Here is a 17,483-nt window from a genome sequence, read left to right on the forward strand (position 1 = left end):
CTGTATGAAGCTGAGAAACAAGCTACCAGTCAAAAGGCCTGCATCGCTCCAGGAGCTTTTCAGCAATGATCCTAACGGCCTGCTTGAAGATGCAGGAAAGGCCAAAATCTCCATGACAGTGGGTGAGAAGCTCTCTGCTGAGCTGGAAAAAATCAAGCAGTTCATCATTGAAAAACAGCGTCTTCCAGATGAGAACAGCGATGATTTTGATGAGCAGCTCCTCTATTCAAGCTACATGAGTTTGATTTCCGTATACGCCGCAGCTCAGGATGAGTGCGAAGCGCTTCTTCCTGAAGAGCTGCGCTCGGTTAGAAAGGAGTGGCAGACAAGAAGCACCCTTACCAGAGACGAACTCATTAAAAAGGAGGTCGAGCAACTTCACTCGCGGCTCTTTAATGATATTAGCTCTCTTGCAGATGCAGATCCGCTGGGACTGCTCAATGACGATGGTGCTGATGATACATACGTTGTTGAGCACGAGTACTGGCGTGATACTGAGCATTACAAGGCAAGAAAGCTCAACATCAAGGAAGAAGCAGCCCGTGCTACACAGTGTTCAGAGTTCCAGCGCTTTGCTCCTTACTTCGATGAGGTCAAGCGTCTGCTCAAAGAGGGACACTACCAGGGCAGAAAAATTGTTGGCGGCGGTAATGACATCAACATTGAACCGGGCGAGTTCTTTATCATCGATGGCATCATGAGCCTGATTGTAGAGGGCAGTCCCGATGGCATGAAGTCCACAGACAACTCCTCAAACAAGAGGAGGTACCGCGTAAGACAGATCTTCGATAATGGTATGGAAAGCCGCCCTTTCAGCACCTCTATCAAGACCTCTTTCTATACTGGACTCACACCGAGCCTGAGACTGGTCCCGACTGATGATGTCGGACGTGAGTTTTTACAGAGGCTGGTTAACGAAGTTGACCCTCTGTTCAATGAGCTTGAGAACAGTAATAAGCCGGATGGCTATGTCTACATTCTTGATACCCTGAGCACTGACCCTGTCATTGTGAATTTCAAGACTCACAGTCATCTGATCAAAATTGGCTACACCAGCACGACAGTTGAGGATCGTATCGCCAACGCAGAAAATGAAAGCACCTACCTGTATGCACCTGTAAAGGTGATGTGCACCATTGCCTGTAAGAACTTTGATGCCCATGCCCTTGAGCAGGCCCTGCATACAGTGCTGGCCCCCATGAGACCGGATATAACCCTCAAGGACAGTAAAGGTAAAACCTACCGTCCAAAAGAGTGGTTTACCGTCAGTGTGGACACTGCCTGCAAGGTGGTTGAACACATCATGGCAAATGACCTTCACAAGTTCTACATAGACAGGCTGCAGGGCAAGCTCAAGCTCAAAAAATAGGTCACAGCTTATCCCTGTACCCACGCGTGCTCAGTGAAACTATTGCTTCTGTGCGCATACTGGAGCACGTCCAGACCCGAGGTAATGCTTTTATCTGACTGTATGTCAGTCCTGCATCTGCCCATTATGAAAGGCCGCTGTCCTCTCGACAGCGGCCTTTCTGTCTTTGAAGCTCTGGAAAGCGGCTGTTTGACAGAACTGGGCTGAGCACAGGAACACGGCTGGCCTACCTCATTAAATAGTAGCTGCAGCTCATTGAGCTTGTTGGGATGTAATGGTGAGCGGTTTAATCCCAAGACCGTCAGTCGGAATGTACTCACGGGATTGGCGCTGGATTGAATCGCTTTTGTGCAATGATGTGCTGGCGGTGAGCTTGCGGTGGGCTGGTACGAGGCGTGGTTGCTGGTCTTGCGGGGCGTAGCAGCTGGCAGCTGTTGTGATAGCTGCGGTGGTGCACTGGCATCATTTGGGGGCAGTGGTTGATGAGCTTTTAAAAGTGTGGCTGATTTTTCACTTATATGGTGCGCCTGGCCTGTGTAAACGGTGCCATGGATTCACAATTATGACTTTGAGGGCAAATCTGGTTATTTATTCCATGTTTTGCAGCTGAGCATGAAAAAATTTTTTCTGCCAAAGAAGAGGGCTTTTTACGGAGATTTGTGTTTATGTTTGCCGTATTTGCGGGCTTGTTGCAACATTTTGAGCGTACATTGTTGTCCATGAATATGCGTACTGCTGATAAAAGAAAGCATAAGAAAAACTAATAGTAATTTGCAGGTCACATCACATTACAGTAATAAAGATGGGATTAAGTTTTGATATAAAGGGGATTTTCGCATTTAAATGCGGTTTTAGCATTTTATAAAATTGTTTTAATAATAGTATTTAATATTAATACCGTCTTAATCGAAATGTGATCTGGGCACGCTTTTCGTGTTAGCTAAGGCTATTAGTTAGCCCCAACTAACTCACATACATCGCTGATAAATGCCCTTTTGCAGTGATATATTTTGTACCTGTAGAAATATTAGCCGCATTTTCAGGAACGATTTTTCGGATTCTAGATATCAAATCCCTGGTAGATTTGTGACCTGCATCACACTTTATGAACGACTGCTACGCCATTTTCACTTTCCGATTCATGGCTTTTTACAAGTTCTTTGTCTACTATGAATCCACAAAGAAACACGCCTTGAGTTTTACTGTTCAGTGAACGCAACGGGCAAATAAAACGATGTCTTAATACACAGCAATCTGATTATGGACATACGTTGCCTGTCTTTCCCTTGACTGCAGTAATGGAGTACTTGAGGCCGCAGCACAGGCTGCTGGCTGCAGATCAACGTGCAATTGAATGCATCCTCATAACAGAGATGATGACCATTCACTGCGCCCCGGACCGTGTCGAGCCGGAGGCTTTTGTACTGACCTGCCCCGCCATCACCATGCTGCCCGCTCTCTTAACCTGACCTGCTGCACAGCAGCAACTCAGATCAGGACTGAAAACGGGATTTCTTTTGGATCTTTCCCATTAGTTAACTTGAACGTTAGGATTGTCTGTCAAGCTGGCATGTCCTTAAGTTTTGGGAGAAGACCCGACAGTCTTTGTCACACTGTCATCGCAACTGATATCACATACTGCAGTTACGGCAGCTGACCACAGGTCAGCAGCAGGTCTCAGGGAAGGGGCCTGAAAGGCCGGCTGCAGCAGTACAGGGCCCTGCAGGGCCTGTTTACTGTCAGGAGTGGTCATCTGCACCGGCCATTACAGCCCGGCTGTCTGCCACACGGCGTCACCGGAGCCCCAATGCATCAGATGGTTCGGAAAAGGTCTTTTCTTATGCACGAGTCATAAACAGTTAGCTAAGGCTAAGAAAAATAAGATTTGATGCATTTTTAAAGGAGCCTACTTTGCTTCAGATTAGATTACATGGCCGTGGCGGTCAGGGCGTAGTCACCGCAGCTGAAATGCTGTCTCTGTCTGCATTCTTTGAGGGCGCTCACGCTCAGGCATTCCCAAGCTTCGGTTCTGAGAGAACCGGCGCTCCGGTTGTTGCCTATGCCCGTATCGACGACAAGGAAATCAGAACCCACGAGCCAATTCTGTGCCCAAATGCCGTTCTGGTTCAGGACCGTACTTTATTAACCGCCTTAGACGTATTCGCCGGCCTTGATGACGATGGCTACGCCATCATCAACACCAAGGAAGCTCCTGAGGACATCGTTCCAGAGCTCGTAAAGCGTCTGCCAGCCGGTCACGTTTACACTGTTCCAGCTACCGACTTCGCCATGCAGAAGATCGGCAAGCCATTACCAGGTGCCCCTATTCTTGCTGCCCTGGCTGCTGTAACTGGCATCTTCAAGTTAGAGTCTGTACAGAAGTCTTTCCAGACCCGCTATCCTGGCAAGGTTGGTGATGCCAACGCCGAGACTGCAGCTTTAGCTTACGAATTTATTATGAATGTAAAGAACGGAGGCACAAATGCTTAAGCAAATCGAAGGTTCCCTTGGTATCGCTGAGGCCGTTGCTCTGTGCCGTCCAGGCGCCGTATGTGCCTACCCAATTTCCCCACAGACCCACATCGTAGAGAACGTAGGTAAGCTGGTTAAGGAAGGCAAGCTGCAGGACTGTGAGTTCATCAACTGTGAATCCGAGTTCTCCGCCATGTCCATCTCCATCGGTGCTTCTGCCGGTGGTGTCCGTACCTACACTGCTACCGCTTCCCAGGGTCTGCTGTTCATGGCTGAAGGTGTTTACAATGCCTCCGGTCTGGGTCTGCCAATCGTTATGACCGTAGCATCCCGTGCTATCGGTGCCCCAATTAACATCTGGAACGACCACTCCGACTCCCTGTCCCAGCGTGACTCCGGCTGGCTGCAGTTATTCTGCGAGTCCAACCAGGACGCCGTTGATACCCACATCATGGCATTCAAGATTGCTGAAGAAGTTGGCCTGCCAGTAATGGTATTAATGGACGGTTACGTATTAACCCACGCTTTCGAGCGTCTGGACATGCCTACTCAGGAGCAGATTGACTCCTTCCTGCCTGAGTACCAGCCTACCGAGTACCTCGATCCTAAGGAGCCTATCTCCATGGGCGCCATGGTAGGCCCAGAGGCCTTCACTGAGGTTCGTCTCCTCCAGCAGCGCAAGATGTACAAGGCTCTGCCAGTTATCGAGCGTGTAACCAAGGAATACCGCGCTCTGACCGGCCGCAACTCCGGTGGTCTGGTTGAGTGCTACAACTGCGAAGGCGCTGACGTAAAGATCGTTATGGCCGGTTCCTCCGTAGGTACCGCCAAGGACGAGATCGATCGTCTCAAGGAGCAGGGCTACAAGGTTGGCATCATCTCCTTAAAGGCCTACCGTCCATTCCCTTACGATGCAATGCGTGAGGCTATCGGTGACTGCAAGAACGTTGTAGTTGTCGAGCGTGCCTTCTCCTTCGGTGCCCGTGGCATTATCGGCCCTGAGGTTGAGCGTTCCGTAAAGGGTACCGGTGCAGAGGTTCACTCCGTAATCTGCGGTCTGGGCGGCCGTGCCGTATTAGGCTCAACCGTCAAGCGCATCGCTGACCTCGCTCTGGCTCACGAGCTCAAGGATGAAGTTACCTGGGTTGACGTAGAGCCTAAGGTTCTCAACAACTACTTAAAGGATGTTGAGGGTGTATCCTTCGCTGATGGCAAGCCAATTTCCGACAGCGACATTATCAGCTCCGTCAAGGCCGAAAAGGCATAGTTTGGGAGATCGCAATGATTGACAAGATTCACTTTTATCAGACTGGTTCCAACACTGTAGGTAACCGTCTCTTAAACCCTTCCATGCGTGCCACTCAGGCTGCCATGGATCGTCCAAACTCCCTGACCTCCGGTCACCGTGCCTGCCAGGGCTGTGGTGAAGCTCTGGGTGCCCGTACCGCCATTGACGCCGCCATGCGCGTAACCAATGGCCAGCTGATGGTATGTAATGCTACCGGCTGTCTGGAAGTATTCTCCACTCCATATCCGGAGTCAGCCTGGCGTCTGCCATGGATCCACTCCCTGTTCGGTAATGCCGCTGCTGTAGGTACCGGTCTGGCCGCTGCTGCCAAGGTCCGTGCCAAGAAGTACGGCGGTAAGGAAGTACGCGTTATCGCCCAGGGCGGTGACGGTGGTACCACCGATATCGGCTTTGGTCCATTATCCGGTATGTTTGAGCGTAACGATGACGTTCTGTACATCTGCTACGACAACCAGGCCTACATGAACACCGGTGTACAGCGTTCCTCCGCTACCCCTCCATCTGCCCGTACCGCCACCACTCAGCTGGTTGGTGCCGAGCCAGGTTCCGACTGGGGTACTGGTAAGAACGTTCCATTAATTGCCATGGCTCACGGTATTCCTTACGTAGCTACTGCTACTGTTGCCGACCTGCGCGACCTTGAGTACAAGGTTGAGAAGGCCATGAGCTACCACGGTGCCCGTTACCTGCAGATCTTCGTTCCATGCCCACTTGGCTGGGGTTCTGCTTCCTCAAGCACCGTTACCGTTGCCCGTCTGGCTGTTGAGACTGGCTTCTACCCTGTATTCGAAGCTGAGTACGGCAAGGTTACCTCCGTACACAAGATCAAGGAGAAGCAGCCAATCATCAACTTCCTGAAGCTCCAGCGCCGTTACGCTCACTTAAGCGGCAAGAAGGCCGATCCTAAGATCCTCGAGCGTCTCGAGATGTTGTGCGAAGAGAACATCCGTCAGTACGACATGCTCGGCGACTCTATCCCAGAGACCGTACCAACTGCCATCCAGGCTTACGAGCGTAAAGAGCTGTTATAAGGAGTTTTTGAGAAATGATGAAGAAACCTTTCGCTACTACCCTTGATCCAGCCTCTTCCTTAAGCAACGAGACCGGTTCCTGGCGTACCCTGCGTCCAGTTAACGTATTCAAGCTGCCACCTTGCAACAAGCAGTGCCCAGCCGGTGAGAACATCCAGCAGTGGCTCTACTACGCATCTGAGGGTGACTACGAGCACGCATGGCGCGTTCTGGTTGAGGACAATCCTCTTCCAGCATGTATGGGCCGTGTCTGTTACCACACCTGTGAAGGCAAGTGTAACCGTGGCTTCCTCGACGAGACCGTAGGTATCAACTCTGTTGAGCGCTTCCTGGGCGACTACGCTCTGTCCCACAACCTGGCTTTCAAGAAGCCAGCCCGTGAGACCGGCAAGCGTGTTCTGGTTATCGGTTCCGGCCCAGCCGGCCTGTCCGCCGCTTACCACCTCCGTCGCTTCGGCCACACCGTTCACATCATGGAAATGGCCAAGAAGGCCGGTGGTATGATGCGCTACGGTATCCCTGTATACCGTCTGCCACGTGACATTCTCGACGCTGAAGTACAGCGTATTCTCGACATGGGCGTAACCATCGAGTACGAGAAGAAGGTTACCGACGTTCTGGCTGAGAAGGCCAACGGCAAGTACGATGCAGTTGTAATGGGCATGGGTGCTTCCCTGTCCACCAACGTAGACATCCCATCTGGTGACACCACCCACATCATGACCGCTCTGGACGTTCTGGAGAAGGTTTCCAGCGAGGGTGACATCCAGATCGGCCGTAAGGTAGCCGTATACGGTGGTGGTAACACCGCTGTTGACGTAGCCCGTTCCCTCCGTCGTTTAGGTGCTGAGCCAATCATCGTTTACCGTCGTAACCGTGACAAGATGCCAGCCAACGAGGAAGAAATGGATGGCGCTATCGAGGAAGGTATTAATGTTAAGTGGTTATCCACCATTGATTCCGCCTCCAAGGAAGGTCTGAAGATCGAGAAGATGAAGCTCGACGAGAATGGCTACCCACAGCCATCCGGCGAGTACGAGGAACTGGCTGCCGATTCCGTAGTTCTGGCTATCGGTCAGAACGTTGACCTCTCCATCCTCAAGAATGTACCAGGCCTCGAGTTACAGAAGGACGCTGTTACCGTTGATAACAACACCTTCATGACCACCTACGAGGGTCTGTTCGCCGCCGGCGATATGGTTCCAGGTGATCGTACCGTAACTGCCGCTATCGGTATGGGCAAGCACGCTGCCCGTGGCATCAACGGCTGGTTAAACGGCCGCGCCTACACCCGTCCTGAGAAGCATGCTGACGCCCGCTTCGAGGACATGCACCCATACTACTACACCGACGCTCCTAAGAAGGTTCGTCCTCAGCTCGAGCTGGCCCGTCGTACCTCCACCTTCGACGAAGTTCAGCACGGTCTTACCGAGGAGAACGCCGTATTCGAAGCACGTCGTTGCCTGTCCTGCGGTAACTGCATGGAGTGTGACAACTGCTACGGCGTATGCCCAGACAACGCTATCATCAAGCTGGGCCCAGGCAAGCACTATGAGTTCAACTACGACTACTGCAAGGGTTGCGGTGTCTGTGCTCAGGAGTGCCCTTGCGGTCACATCGACATGGTCCCAGAGAAGATCTAATCTTCTTTCCGCCATGGCAGCTGCCTGATTCAGGCAGCGCGGCAGCAGCCCCGGCTGTTGCCGCTGCCTCAGCCGGGCCTTAAGGCCCGGCTGCAGCGGAACCATACCAGATTCTAATCTGAGAGCGAGGGCTTCAAGCCCTTCCACACAAGCGGGCCTGCGCCCGCTTTTTTCATTCCCAAAATCCCATCCTCGGCTCTCCCCTCCACTCAACCTGCGCATCGATACATGCAAATCTGCAATTCCGACCTTTCTCAGCCCTCTAAAGCAAAGCCAGGCCCATCAGGCCATCCGGACTTCAGAGCCCTCCTTTCCTGAACTGTACCCCGTAACCAGTTCCGCCGCTCATGGTTCCAGCCTGGCTCCAGGCTTCAACATATATCCCGTCTCAGCCCTTAAAGCATTTCCTGCTCACCAGAGCACGTCCTGCAAAGCACGGCTGCATACCCATGCCTATGCCTATGCCTATGCCAATGCCTGAAGAGCATCTGAGCATATGCAGCTCCATCGGCAAACAATGCCGCAGCAGAGCCAATTGTTTCTGCCAATGCAGATGCCCCGGCACCGGCAACCATCGCAGCCGCTGACGCACCTGCAGCGCACCAGCCCTAATCAGCCACAACCCCAACCCCAAAATCACCTGCCCTGCTCACCTATGCCGTTTATAAGCCATTGCAATCGTTTGTCATCATCCACGGTGTAACAGGGTCTCCCAAAAGCTTACTTGAGCTGTTTCAGGTCACAAATTCGTTGAAATGATGCTCAAACGGGCACATTTTGAGCATTCAGGCAGCTGCAAACGTTTGCCATGCCAGCTGCTGCAGCCTGATTCATCATGGTATCGGTATGAGCAGGTATGCGTCTGTATGATCTGTTAATTGCCCGGCTCTGCTTTGCTGTACTGCGCACTGCACTGCACTGCAGTGCCTTGTATCAGGATCATCCATGCGCTGCTGGATGGACTGTTAAAACATGTCAGCTTCGTCTTCCTGATTGGGGGATGGGATAAGATCTGTTATTTGATGATGGTTCTGAGCATTTCGGATTATTTCACCTCGACTCATAGAGCGCGCCAGTCTGCACTGCTATCCATGCTCGCCCATACTTGCTATGCTCACCATGCCCACCCGTTCATACGGATCATCCTGCTCAACCAGTTGAGCTCATATCTGCCAGCAACACCGAAAGGTCAGCTCTTGACTGGCCGGCTTAACAAGAAGTACCGTAGCCAGGCGCCACAAAGACGAGCAGCGCAGAGTAAGACTGTATAGAACCTGCCTCAAAGGAGACGGACTGGCCATGAGGCAAGACATCGCATTCTCTGTTACCAGACATATGGTCTTGTGGCCACAGCAAGAAGTTGCAGCTGCAGCCACCCGCTGGCCGATGCCGGGGCTGAATAGACCTGAATGCTGGTCTGGCTGCTCATTCATGCAGCCCCTCAATGACCAGCAAGAGAGCGATGCTGCTGAGAGGCGGTGCCACTTTTAAGGTGATTCTGTTTGAGAGGATATGGCGGACTCTCTGCCCTCAACTGCATAAACTGAGGCTCAGGCGAAGCAGCGTCTGTGAAAGTACTCATGACGGGGTGCCGGCTTAGTGCAGCGGCATCAGCGCAAACAGGCATTTTTGGAGTTCAGAGCTGTGGGGTCAGGACACGGGCCCGGAGTTGATGCATAATGAGCCTGTTATTTGTCAGAGCAGTTGGGAGAGAGAGCTATGGCCACATGGAGCGGTATCAGAAGCAAGCTTGAAAATGAGTGCCTGTGTCCGGCACTGAGGGGACGGATTCAGTACTTTGCCACCACGTACAGCAAAAGTGCTGACCATGTGGGGCGTGCGGCCATACGCCTCGATGGCCGGGAGATACTGCGCAGCAGCTGTCAGTGTTACTTTGAAAAGGTATGGTCCCGCTATAACAGCCTGAGAGCCACAAGTCACCGAGACCACAAACAGACCACAGAGGCTCTGAACCTTGCTCATGCCCATGCTCTTGATGAAGGCACTTTTGACCAGGAGGTTTTCTATGAGGCCTTTTGGATCTATGACAACCAGAGTCTGGAGCTGAGCCTTGCCAGCGACCATCCCATAGTGCGCATTTTTGCTCTGCTCGACCGCCGCCTTGGCAGGCGCCGCCTTCTGGCCCTTAAAGACACCATGGAGCAGGAACTGAGCTTTGTACGTGCCTTCTATATCATCAGGATGCAGGCCGAAGGCCTCATCAAAGACGACACCATCCCATTAGATGCCACGGCCCCAGAACCGGCCTTAGCCTCAGGCACATCAGGCCAGCCTGCTGCTGCCGCACCATCTGAGGCTGCATCGGTCCAGAGCCATGCCCTGACGGACGGCTGATGCCGGCCAAAGGGACGTGAGCACCAGCCGTGCACTGAGCATGAGCACACCTGCGCAGCAGGCCGCACCACGGCGGCGGCGCCGCCGGGCAGAGTCTACGCTTACCGCGCTGACAGCGCGCTCAGAGCGCGCGCTGCACTGATGCATGGCTGGCCAGATTGCAAGGCATACCGCACCTGCGGCTGCAGCTGCGTCGGCGCGGCCTGCTGAGCCGACAGGCCAGCCGGGCCGCCTGGGCGCCGGAATGCGCTGCAGCCGCTGTGGGGCTGCGGGCGAAAAAATGCCCCGCGTGCTGAGCACTGCGGGGCTTTGTCTTATTCGCCGTATCCCTGGTCAGGATTCATGCGGCGGTCACGGGCCTGACGGGCACTTGGTGACAGAGGCTTCTGAATGATGAACGGAATAACCGGCTCTACCTGAGCGCCAGGAGCAAAGCCTGGGGAAGCATTGTTCTTGCTTGGCAGGGACTTTATAACTGCCTTTACCTGCTCAGGGGTAAGACTGCTGTGAGCATTAGAGCGGGCACCAACTTCATCGCGTTCGCTTTCAGCTGAAAGGCCTTGCATTTCGCTCTGAACACTCATGGAGTGACGTGCAGCAGCCAGAGCGGCAGCCTGAGCAACACTTGGCTGAGCAGAGTCTGCTGAGGCAGGCTCATCATTTATGTTCTCACCAAAACGGGCCCTGGAGGTCACAGCATTCTTATGATCGCACTCAGGCTCCTGATTACGTGTGTAGAAAGCCTCAAGCTCTTCTTCAGTAAAGTCACGACCGCAGACGCAGCGTCCTGATATCGGGCGGGAAATCTCATCATAAACAATGGAGAACTTCAGACCACCAGTCAGGTGATAGTACTTCTCTTCGCCTTCACGATGGCCATTAACATACATTGACTGGCAATAGACCTCACCGCTTTCATAGTACTTACGGGCACGGCCATGCCAGAAACCATCCTTTAAGGTCCACTCCTGTTCGATATTGCCATTTTCATAGAAGGTACGCTCAATACCCTCAGCAACACCATGGCTGAAGAAAGCCTCATGCTTTAACAGACCACGCTTGTACTCGTCAGCCAGGAATATCACCTCACGACGGCCGTTTTCATCAGCTGCACGGGTAATAGAGGCACCGGAGCTGGCACGGGCAATGGCTGTGGCACGGGCAGCAGGACTGTCAGGGGCCAGAGCTACATCGATATTGTGATACTCACGATCAAAGCCGTTCTTGCGGCCATCAGAGTATGAGGTCTCACTTTCAAGGTAACCGCTGCGGAAGAAGATCATACGGGTACCGTTGAGTTCGCCTTCCTTGTAGGTGGCGATACGCTGGAGATTACCATTGTCGAAATAGCAGCGCTCTACACCGTGCTTGACGCCGTTCTTGTAAGGGGTCTCATGATTGAGCTGCTGATTATCAAAGTAGTTACGTACTACTCCGTCTACAACATTGTTGTTGTATGGGACTTCGGCAACGATGTGACCATCGGAAGTGAAAGATGAGGAAATACCGTGACGCTGGCCGTGAGCCCACTGGGTTACAGTCTTAATCATGCCATTGGCATAGAACTCACGCTCGGTACCGTCAATGATGTCATCCTGATAGTAGGACTCATGACGGATAGCACGGTTTTCAGGGTAGAATTCGGTATTGGAGCCCTGACGCTTGTCCAGACGGAAATTGGTCTCTGACTTTACATCACCGCTCTCAAAGAAGTGCTTCTCAAGTCCGTCCTTGTGACCGTCCATCCACTGTACCTCGGCCTCAAGGCGGCCATCAGGGAAATAAAGACGCTCCTTGCCGTGGCGGATGCCATTGACGTAAGGAGTTTCGGAACGGATAGCACCATTGTCAAAGTATGAACGCTCGGTGGTGTACTTCTTAGGCATCGGCTGATCGAGCTGATCCATATCAGCGTTCAGACTTTGCTGAGGACGGCGCTGGCCCTGCTGTGGGGCCGGTTGAGGATTGTCAGGCATGAAAACACTGGCCAGTGCCTGCCAGGTGCTCATCTGTGGCTGCCTGTGCTGACGTTTGGCCGGCTTATTTTGGCCTTCGCCCTGAGTCGGAACAAGGGTAAGTTTTGGTCCCGCTGCCAGCATCAGCTTGGCATCTTTATTTTCCTTCTCTTTTCTAGCCATAGTGTTTCCTTACCATACCTTTGTTGCTGCTGGTCAATGTGTGAATCATGTCAAAGCAGCACCTAAGAATCATACCTGCTCAAAGCCTTAACGGCAGCTGACTGCAGTCAGCCGTCTCCGGTGAAATTGAGGCAACAGGTAATACTGCATGCGCCCGACTGTGCGAGCGTTACAGTTTAGTTGCGTAATTCCGGAGGGGGAACCGTAGTACTGGGGTGACCGGTTAAGCTGCCGGTCGCGCTACTGCACTGATAGTGGAGCATAGCTGATGTACTCCAGCAGTGCGTATGCAGCATTGCCTGGTGGGTCTGGCATGAAGCCGTGCCCATCTGGGCGGTCATTCCTTATGCCTGATTAACGCGTAGTGTACGCTGACAGCCATTTTATGCGGCTGCTGGCGGTATGACCTGGTTTACAGACAGTACCTGACCCGGCTTTTACAGCGCTTGCTGCGATGCACAGAGTCGGTAACTCTCATATTTTACCAAAAGCACGCACCGGGTAAACAGATAATAATGTATATGAAAGGCGCACCTGCACCATATGAGTCTGTTGCAGATACTCCGCCGCAACATTTTGAAAACCGGTAAATCAGTGTATAAATCGTACTTCAGCATATTTCAGGCCAGGCAGAAAGCCCAAAGTCATATGCAGTTTCGGCAGGGTTTTCAAAAATCAAAATCAACATAATTTTGCCTGGCAGCCAGTCATTTAAGCACTGGCAGAAATCCAGCCTGCAAATCAGAACAGACTAAGAAAGTTTTTCGATCAGCCAGTCAGTCATGTGAACCAGCCAGTATCGTCACAGCTTACCTGGTCAGCAGGGGAACCATCGTATGCATTTCCAGCTGCTCCATATCTGATCCATGCAGCCTCTTAAGCGCACAGCAAGCCGTTGCACCGCAGGCAGACAGATATCCTGCATACAGCCCTGACTCAAGTAAGCTCAGTTACCCAAAGGTCACAGGCCATGCCCTTGACAGGCCATGCCCCCGAATGCATGACAGCATAAGGGCGCGATAACGGCCAGAGTGAAGTCCCCTGCCGACCATGCAGCAACTCATTGACCAGTATCTCAGCCACAGCTGAGGATGAGCCCAGGTCCGATGGCCACAAGGCATTCATGGCCCGCAAGGCATTCATGCCATGCATGCATGCCATGCATAGCCTGGCCTGACCTCCAGGAACTGTCTGTCTGACACAGGCGCATAAGACAGGCAGACTGCGTATCTTTACAGGATAAGCGCAGCCAGCCGTGCCGGCTGAATCGGGACCACACAAGCAGGTTAATCATGCTGTTTCATGACGCAGATTTCAGGCACAGATTACTGAAGATTCTATTAGAAAAAACAAGATCAAACTTTGGCATTCGTCTATAAAATGAAGCAAGTATTACATAATTTTTGTCAAACACCACTTGCAACGGTGTTACCACACAGCCCCTTGCCTTAACTGCAATCAGCTCGAAAGTACATTCCGGCCCTCACATCCCGGATACTCACAAGCTGTACCCGCTGCACCAGTCAACGACAATGCATCATGTCAAACAGCTCGATCTTCCCGACACTTGCTAATCAATTAGCCACACGGCCAGTAGCATCCCGGTCAGCAGGAACATGGCATAACAGAACTGCCCAATGAATCGTGAAACACTCTGACCTCAAGACCGTCCTCTGACATTACGCAGCATGGATGCTCTCCCCTACAGCCATAAACTCAGGCCATTCATTCAAACTGTCCCTTCAGGCCATACTTTAGCGCCATCCCTTTAAGCTGTAATCTCAAACCCATATCTGCAACCAGCTATGGCCAACAGCTTATGCAAGGGCTACAGCAGGCAACGCTACTCCCAGGCTAAACTGCACAGGATTTAAGTACCAACTTGCAGCCGATGCCGTCCGAAGCCCGCAAAAGCCCTGTGTGCAAAACCCAATGCCATAGCACCATGATCCATGCATATGCAGGCTGAGGGCCGCAGGCTGCCGGCTACAGTTCAGCTGTTAATTGCTCAGCCCCTCCAGCGAATGCTGCCATCTCATACTGGATATGGCAACGGCACATGAACAGGCTGACAGAGGCTGTCAGGACAGCCTGTTAAGAATGGGACTCTGCCTCAAGGTGAAACCTGCTTATGCACTCCCCATGGTATGTCTGCCTTCGCCCTCCCTGCCGCTTACTGTCAGGCCGTCCTAATGCGTTTATGACTCTTGAGCTCATATGGCGGGGCTGATGTCAGTTTACAATTTTGGGCGTAACTTTGATTTTGCACCTGATATTAAGTCAGACACACTTTTATGCCCTATCTTTTGTCAGCTGCTCATGCGCAGAACGTTGTATCCAGAAATCTTACATAAAATCATGCCAAAATGTGCTTTCAGTAGAACGTTTACATCTATAAATATAAATAGTAGAAACGGAAAATCGCGCTGCTATGGCCTCCGTAAAAATTTTGCCTTTGTTTCAAAATTGCCGTGAGTGTACACACTAGATATAACAGCAAAAGAAAGCCTTTCGTGCAGAGATCACAGATTATTAACAATATCTTCTTGATACACTTTTATCACTTACAAAACTCTCGTACCATAACCTTAAAACCTGGCCATAACAGGCCAAGAAGGTCGTGAGCGCAAAGGTGTTCGTAAGCCCCAGGTATTGCAACTGGATCGGTTTATTACCCGGACTTATCTCCAGGTAACGCTGATTTCATCCCTGCAGCCAGAGGGCACAACGCCCGGAGCTGTCAGATACTCGCTTCACTGGTACAGGTAATGCTCAATTACCATGGCATCAGAAGGTTTTCTTTCAGATATGAATCAGGCCCGGGCACTGAATCCCTGATATTTCTCAGGCTGCTCTTCGGACCGGAATCTGGCTTAAAGCACAGACATTCCAAAAGGTCAGATGCAGGCAATAACTAAGCACTGATACCTGCTCCATCGGGAGAAAAAACTCCTGAGCACAGGCAGTACCTCCTGACAATTGCTTCTGTCAGTTTCAGTGGATCAGACAGCATAGCCAGAGGGTTACTGCCATGAAAGTTACTGCAGCAAATACTGTCCAGCGCATACCTTTTGACAAAGTGCGCTGTACCAGCACAAAAAGCTGTTGAGAGCAGAGCATTGACCTGAGTTTCACGGTTTTGAGGCCGCGCATTCAATTTATCTACGCAGGGCAAAATGCCCACAGGCAGGATGTAATCTTTACGCAATAAGGGCACTGTACAGCTGTGCCGACGCGCAGTAAGCCTGTTCAGGCACTCAGCAAAGTAATGCAGTGCAGTCCAGTGGAGTGCAGTGCCCTTCAGTGAGGCACTCAGCGAACCAGAACAGACCTGATGTGTCCCCCAGGTCTGCTGCTGATTTATGCTCTGGAACAGCTGCAATGGTGTGCTGTCCTGATGCCAGGCTGTAAGGTCAACAGACTGGTCAACAGAAAAACATCCCACAGCCATCCCAAAGCCATCAGACAGCCATCGGTAAAAGCTGGAGCTGATGGGCTTATCAGGCGTCCTGAAAATGGCTTAAGTCCAATGTTTATCCTGTCTTTCATTATGCTGTGAGGCGCTTATGAGGTACTCCAAACTCAGTCCCGGACTTCTGGAGCCGGAGGATTTCGACCTTGTGCTGGTAATCGATCAGATACTCTCATGTGAGGAGTTTGAACACTTTACCGAGCTTAAGGCCTCTACCAGTACCACTCTGATTGCCGGCAGTGATGAGCTGCTGGTTGAGCCTGGTCAGCTGAGCTGGCGTGTGCCTAAAGACGAAGCCAGTGGCCCTATGGGCATGGAGCGCTTTGTTCATGGTCAGAACATCTACTGCAAGGCCCGACGCCTCAACCGCTCGTTTTATGCCCGTGACTATGAGCACTGGAAAGGTGGCATGTGGTATCTGACAGGAATATATGATCATATGCCTGACTTACCTGCCCTGCGGAAGGAGCACAATGCCGCTGCCAGCATACCTCGTGTCCGTCTTAACCCAGGCTCTTTGCACCTCAATCCGCTCAACCACAGCTATCTGACCACGATTACCGCAAATGAGCGCCGCTTTGAGCTTCATCTGTGGGCCGGTGAGGATGACCGCCTCAACTCAGACACCATGGCCCGAGCCAATCACTTCCTCAATCACAGCGACGACATTGTCAATATTATCTGTGACCATATCGGAGCCACTCTCTTTGCTGACTGTGCCGATGCTCAGCTGAGCACCGAACTTGCTCACAGCCTCACTTTGCTGCAGGTTTTCCTTGAGCGCTCGCAGTGCCTGCGCATGGTCTTTGATTGTCCGGACCATATCTGCAGCAAGCGAACGGCCTCAGCAACAGGGACGGATACAGCCGCCGCTGATGCCCTTGCTCACCATGCAGCTGTTCGCGGAGTGACAGCCGACATTTCCGGCCATGAAATTGAATTCACCCTCAACACCATGATTAATTACTGCCGTATTGCCTTGCGCGACCAGAACTTTATCACCGAGTGCTATGCCCCTGACGTGCTCCGCCCTCTGATTGAACCTCTGGCAGCCGCCCGTCCAGCCAATGACGCCCGCTGACAGCGTCCCCAGGCAACCGGGCCCCGCTGACACCAGCCCTCAGGCAACCAGGCCCAGCTGACACCTGCCCTCAGGCAATAAGGCCCCAAATACTCGACTCAGGCCGCCTGCAAGCAACAGTTTGCTGCGGGCCTGATGCTTTCACATCCACCTGCATACCTGGCAGTCTATGGCATGTCTCCCGCTGCCCCCCAGGCCTGTCGCAGCTTCATTCTCCGTCTGCCTGACTCCTGCTGCTCCCTGGTCGCAAGGACCGCTCCTTACTGTCTACAGCTACAGCTACGGTTACCCCCCAGTCCTGCCTGCAACAGGCGGTTGCCTTGAGTTCCTCATCTGATGACTGCCAAAGTCATAGCCGGAACGCTCATCCCATGGGGTCAGCCGTGCAGCAGATGACTTTCAGAGTGCAGGACTTTAAGGAACTATCGCATGCCCGAATTGGTCAATGTGATGATGCAGGATGCTTCCTAAAACATGCAGTCAGGTGCAAATTCTGATGAGTGCTCTGATCTGCTTTTTTTTGCGAAAGATACCTGCAAAAAGCCGAATGTTGTAACTTTGTGCTCACACAGGTGTAAATATCTGTTAACACATTGATTGACGCACGTATAAC

8 protein-coding genes are annotated in these 17,483 nt (G+C 52.2%); 7 read left to right on the top strand and 1 reads right to left on the bottom strand.

Annotated elements, in window-relative coordinates; translation table 11 throughout:
- The first annotated feature begins 4 nt into the window (after positions 1–4).
- The 6 genes from MXE39_RS06335 to MXE39_RS06360 all read left to right on the top strand — a co-directional run bounded on the left by MXE39_RS06335 (position 5) and on the right by MXE39_RS06360 (position 10,179).
- Positions 5–1,369: a GIY-YIG nuclease family protein gene (locus MXE39_RS06335; protein WP_246977868.1), complete on the top strand. Its 1,365-nt coding sequence runs from the start codon at positions 5–7 to the stop codon at positions 1,367–1,369.
- A 1,911-nt stretch (positions 1,370–3,280) separates the two neighbouring features.
- Entirely contained in the window at positions 3,281–3,859 is a 579-nt protein-coding gene (locus MXE39_RS06340) for a 2-oxoacid:acceptor oxidoreductase family protein (protein WP_246977867.1), read from the top strand.
- On the top strand, positions 3,852–5,108 hold the full coding sequence (locus MXE39_RS06345) for a transketolase C-terminal domain-containing protein (protein WP_246977866.1): 1,257 nt from the start codon (positions 3,852–3,854) through the stop codon (positions 5,106–5,108). Before MXE39_RS06340 ends, MXE39_RS06345 begins: the two co-directional genes overlap by 8 nt.
- A 14-nt stretch (positions 5,109–5,122) precedes the next feature.
- A complete protein-coding gene (locus MXE39_RS06350; protein ID WP_246977865.1) occupies positions 5,123–6,181 on the top strand; it encodes a thiamine pyrophosphate-dependent enzyme in 1,059 nt (352 codons plus the stop codon).
- Between the two features lie 14 nt (positions 6,182–6,195).
- Positions 6,196–7,824, top strand: a complete 1,629-nt coding sequence (locus MXE39_RS06355; RefSeq protein ID WP_246977864.1) for an NAD(P)-binding protein — start codon at positions 6,196–6,198, stop codon at positions 7,822–7,824.
- A gap of 1,719 nt (positions 7,825–9,543) precedes the next feature.
- Positions 9,544–10,179, top strand: coding sequence for a hypothetical protein (locus MXE39_RS06360; RefSeq protein WP_246977863.1), 636 nt, complete (start codon positions 9,544–9,546; stop codon positions 10,177–10,179).
- Between the two features lie 314 nt (positions 10,180–10,493).
- On the opposite strand, the gene MXE39_RS06365 is transcribed toward MXE39_RS06360, so the two are convergent.
- Complete coding sequence (locus tag MXE39_RS06365; protein ID WP_246977862.1) at positions 10,494–12,317, bottom strand: toxin-antitoxin system YwqK family antitoxin; 1,824 nt, start codon at positions 12,315–12,317, stop codon at positions 10,494–10,496.
- 3,566 nt (positions 12,318–15,883) lie between these two features.
- On the opposite strand from MXE39_RS06365, the gene MXE39_RS06370 reads away from it, so the two are divergent.
- A complete protein-coding gene (locus tag MXE39_RS06370; RefSeq protein ID WP_246977861.1) occupies positions 15,884–16,870 on the top strand; it encodes a hypothetical protein in 987 nt (328 codons plus the stop codon).
- The last annotated feature ends 613 nt before the right edge of the window (positions 16,871–17,483 follow it).

The organism is Anaerobiospirillum sp. NML120511 (assembly GCF_023050955.1).
Classification (GTDB): domain Bacteria; phylum Pseudomonadota; class Gammaproteobacteria; order Enterobacterales; family Succinivibrionaceae; genus Anaerobiospirillum.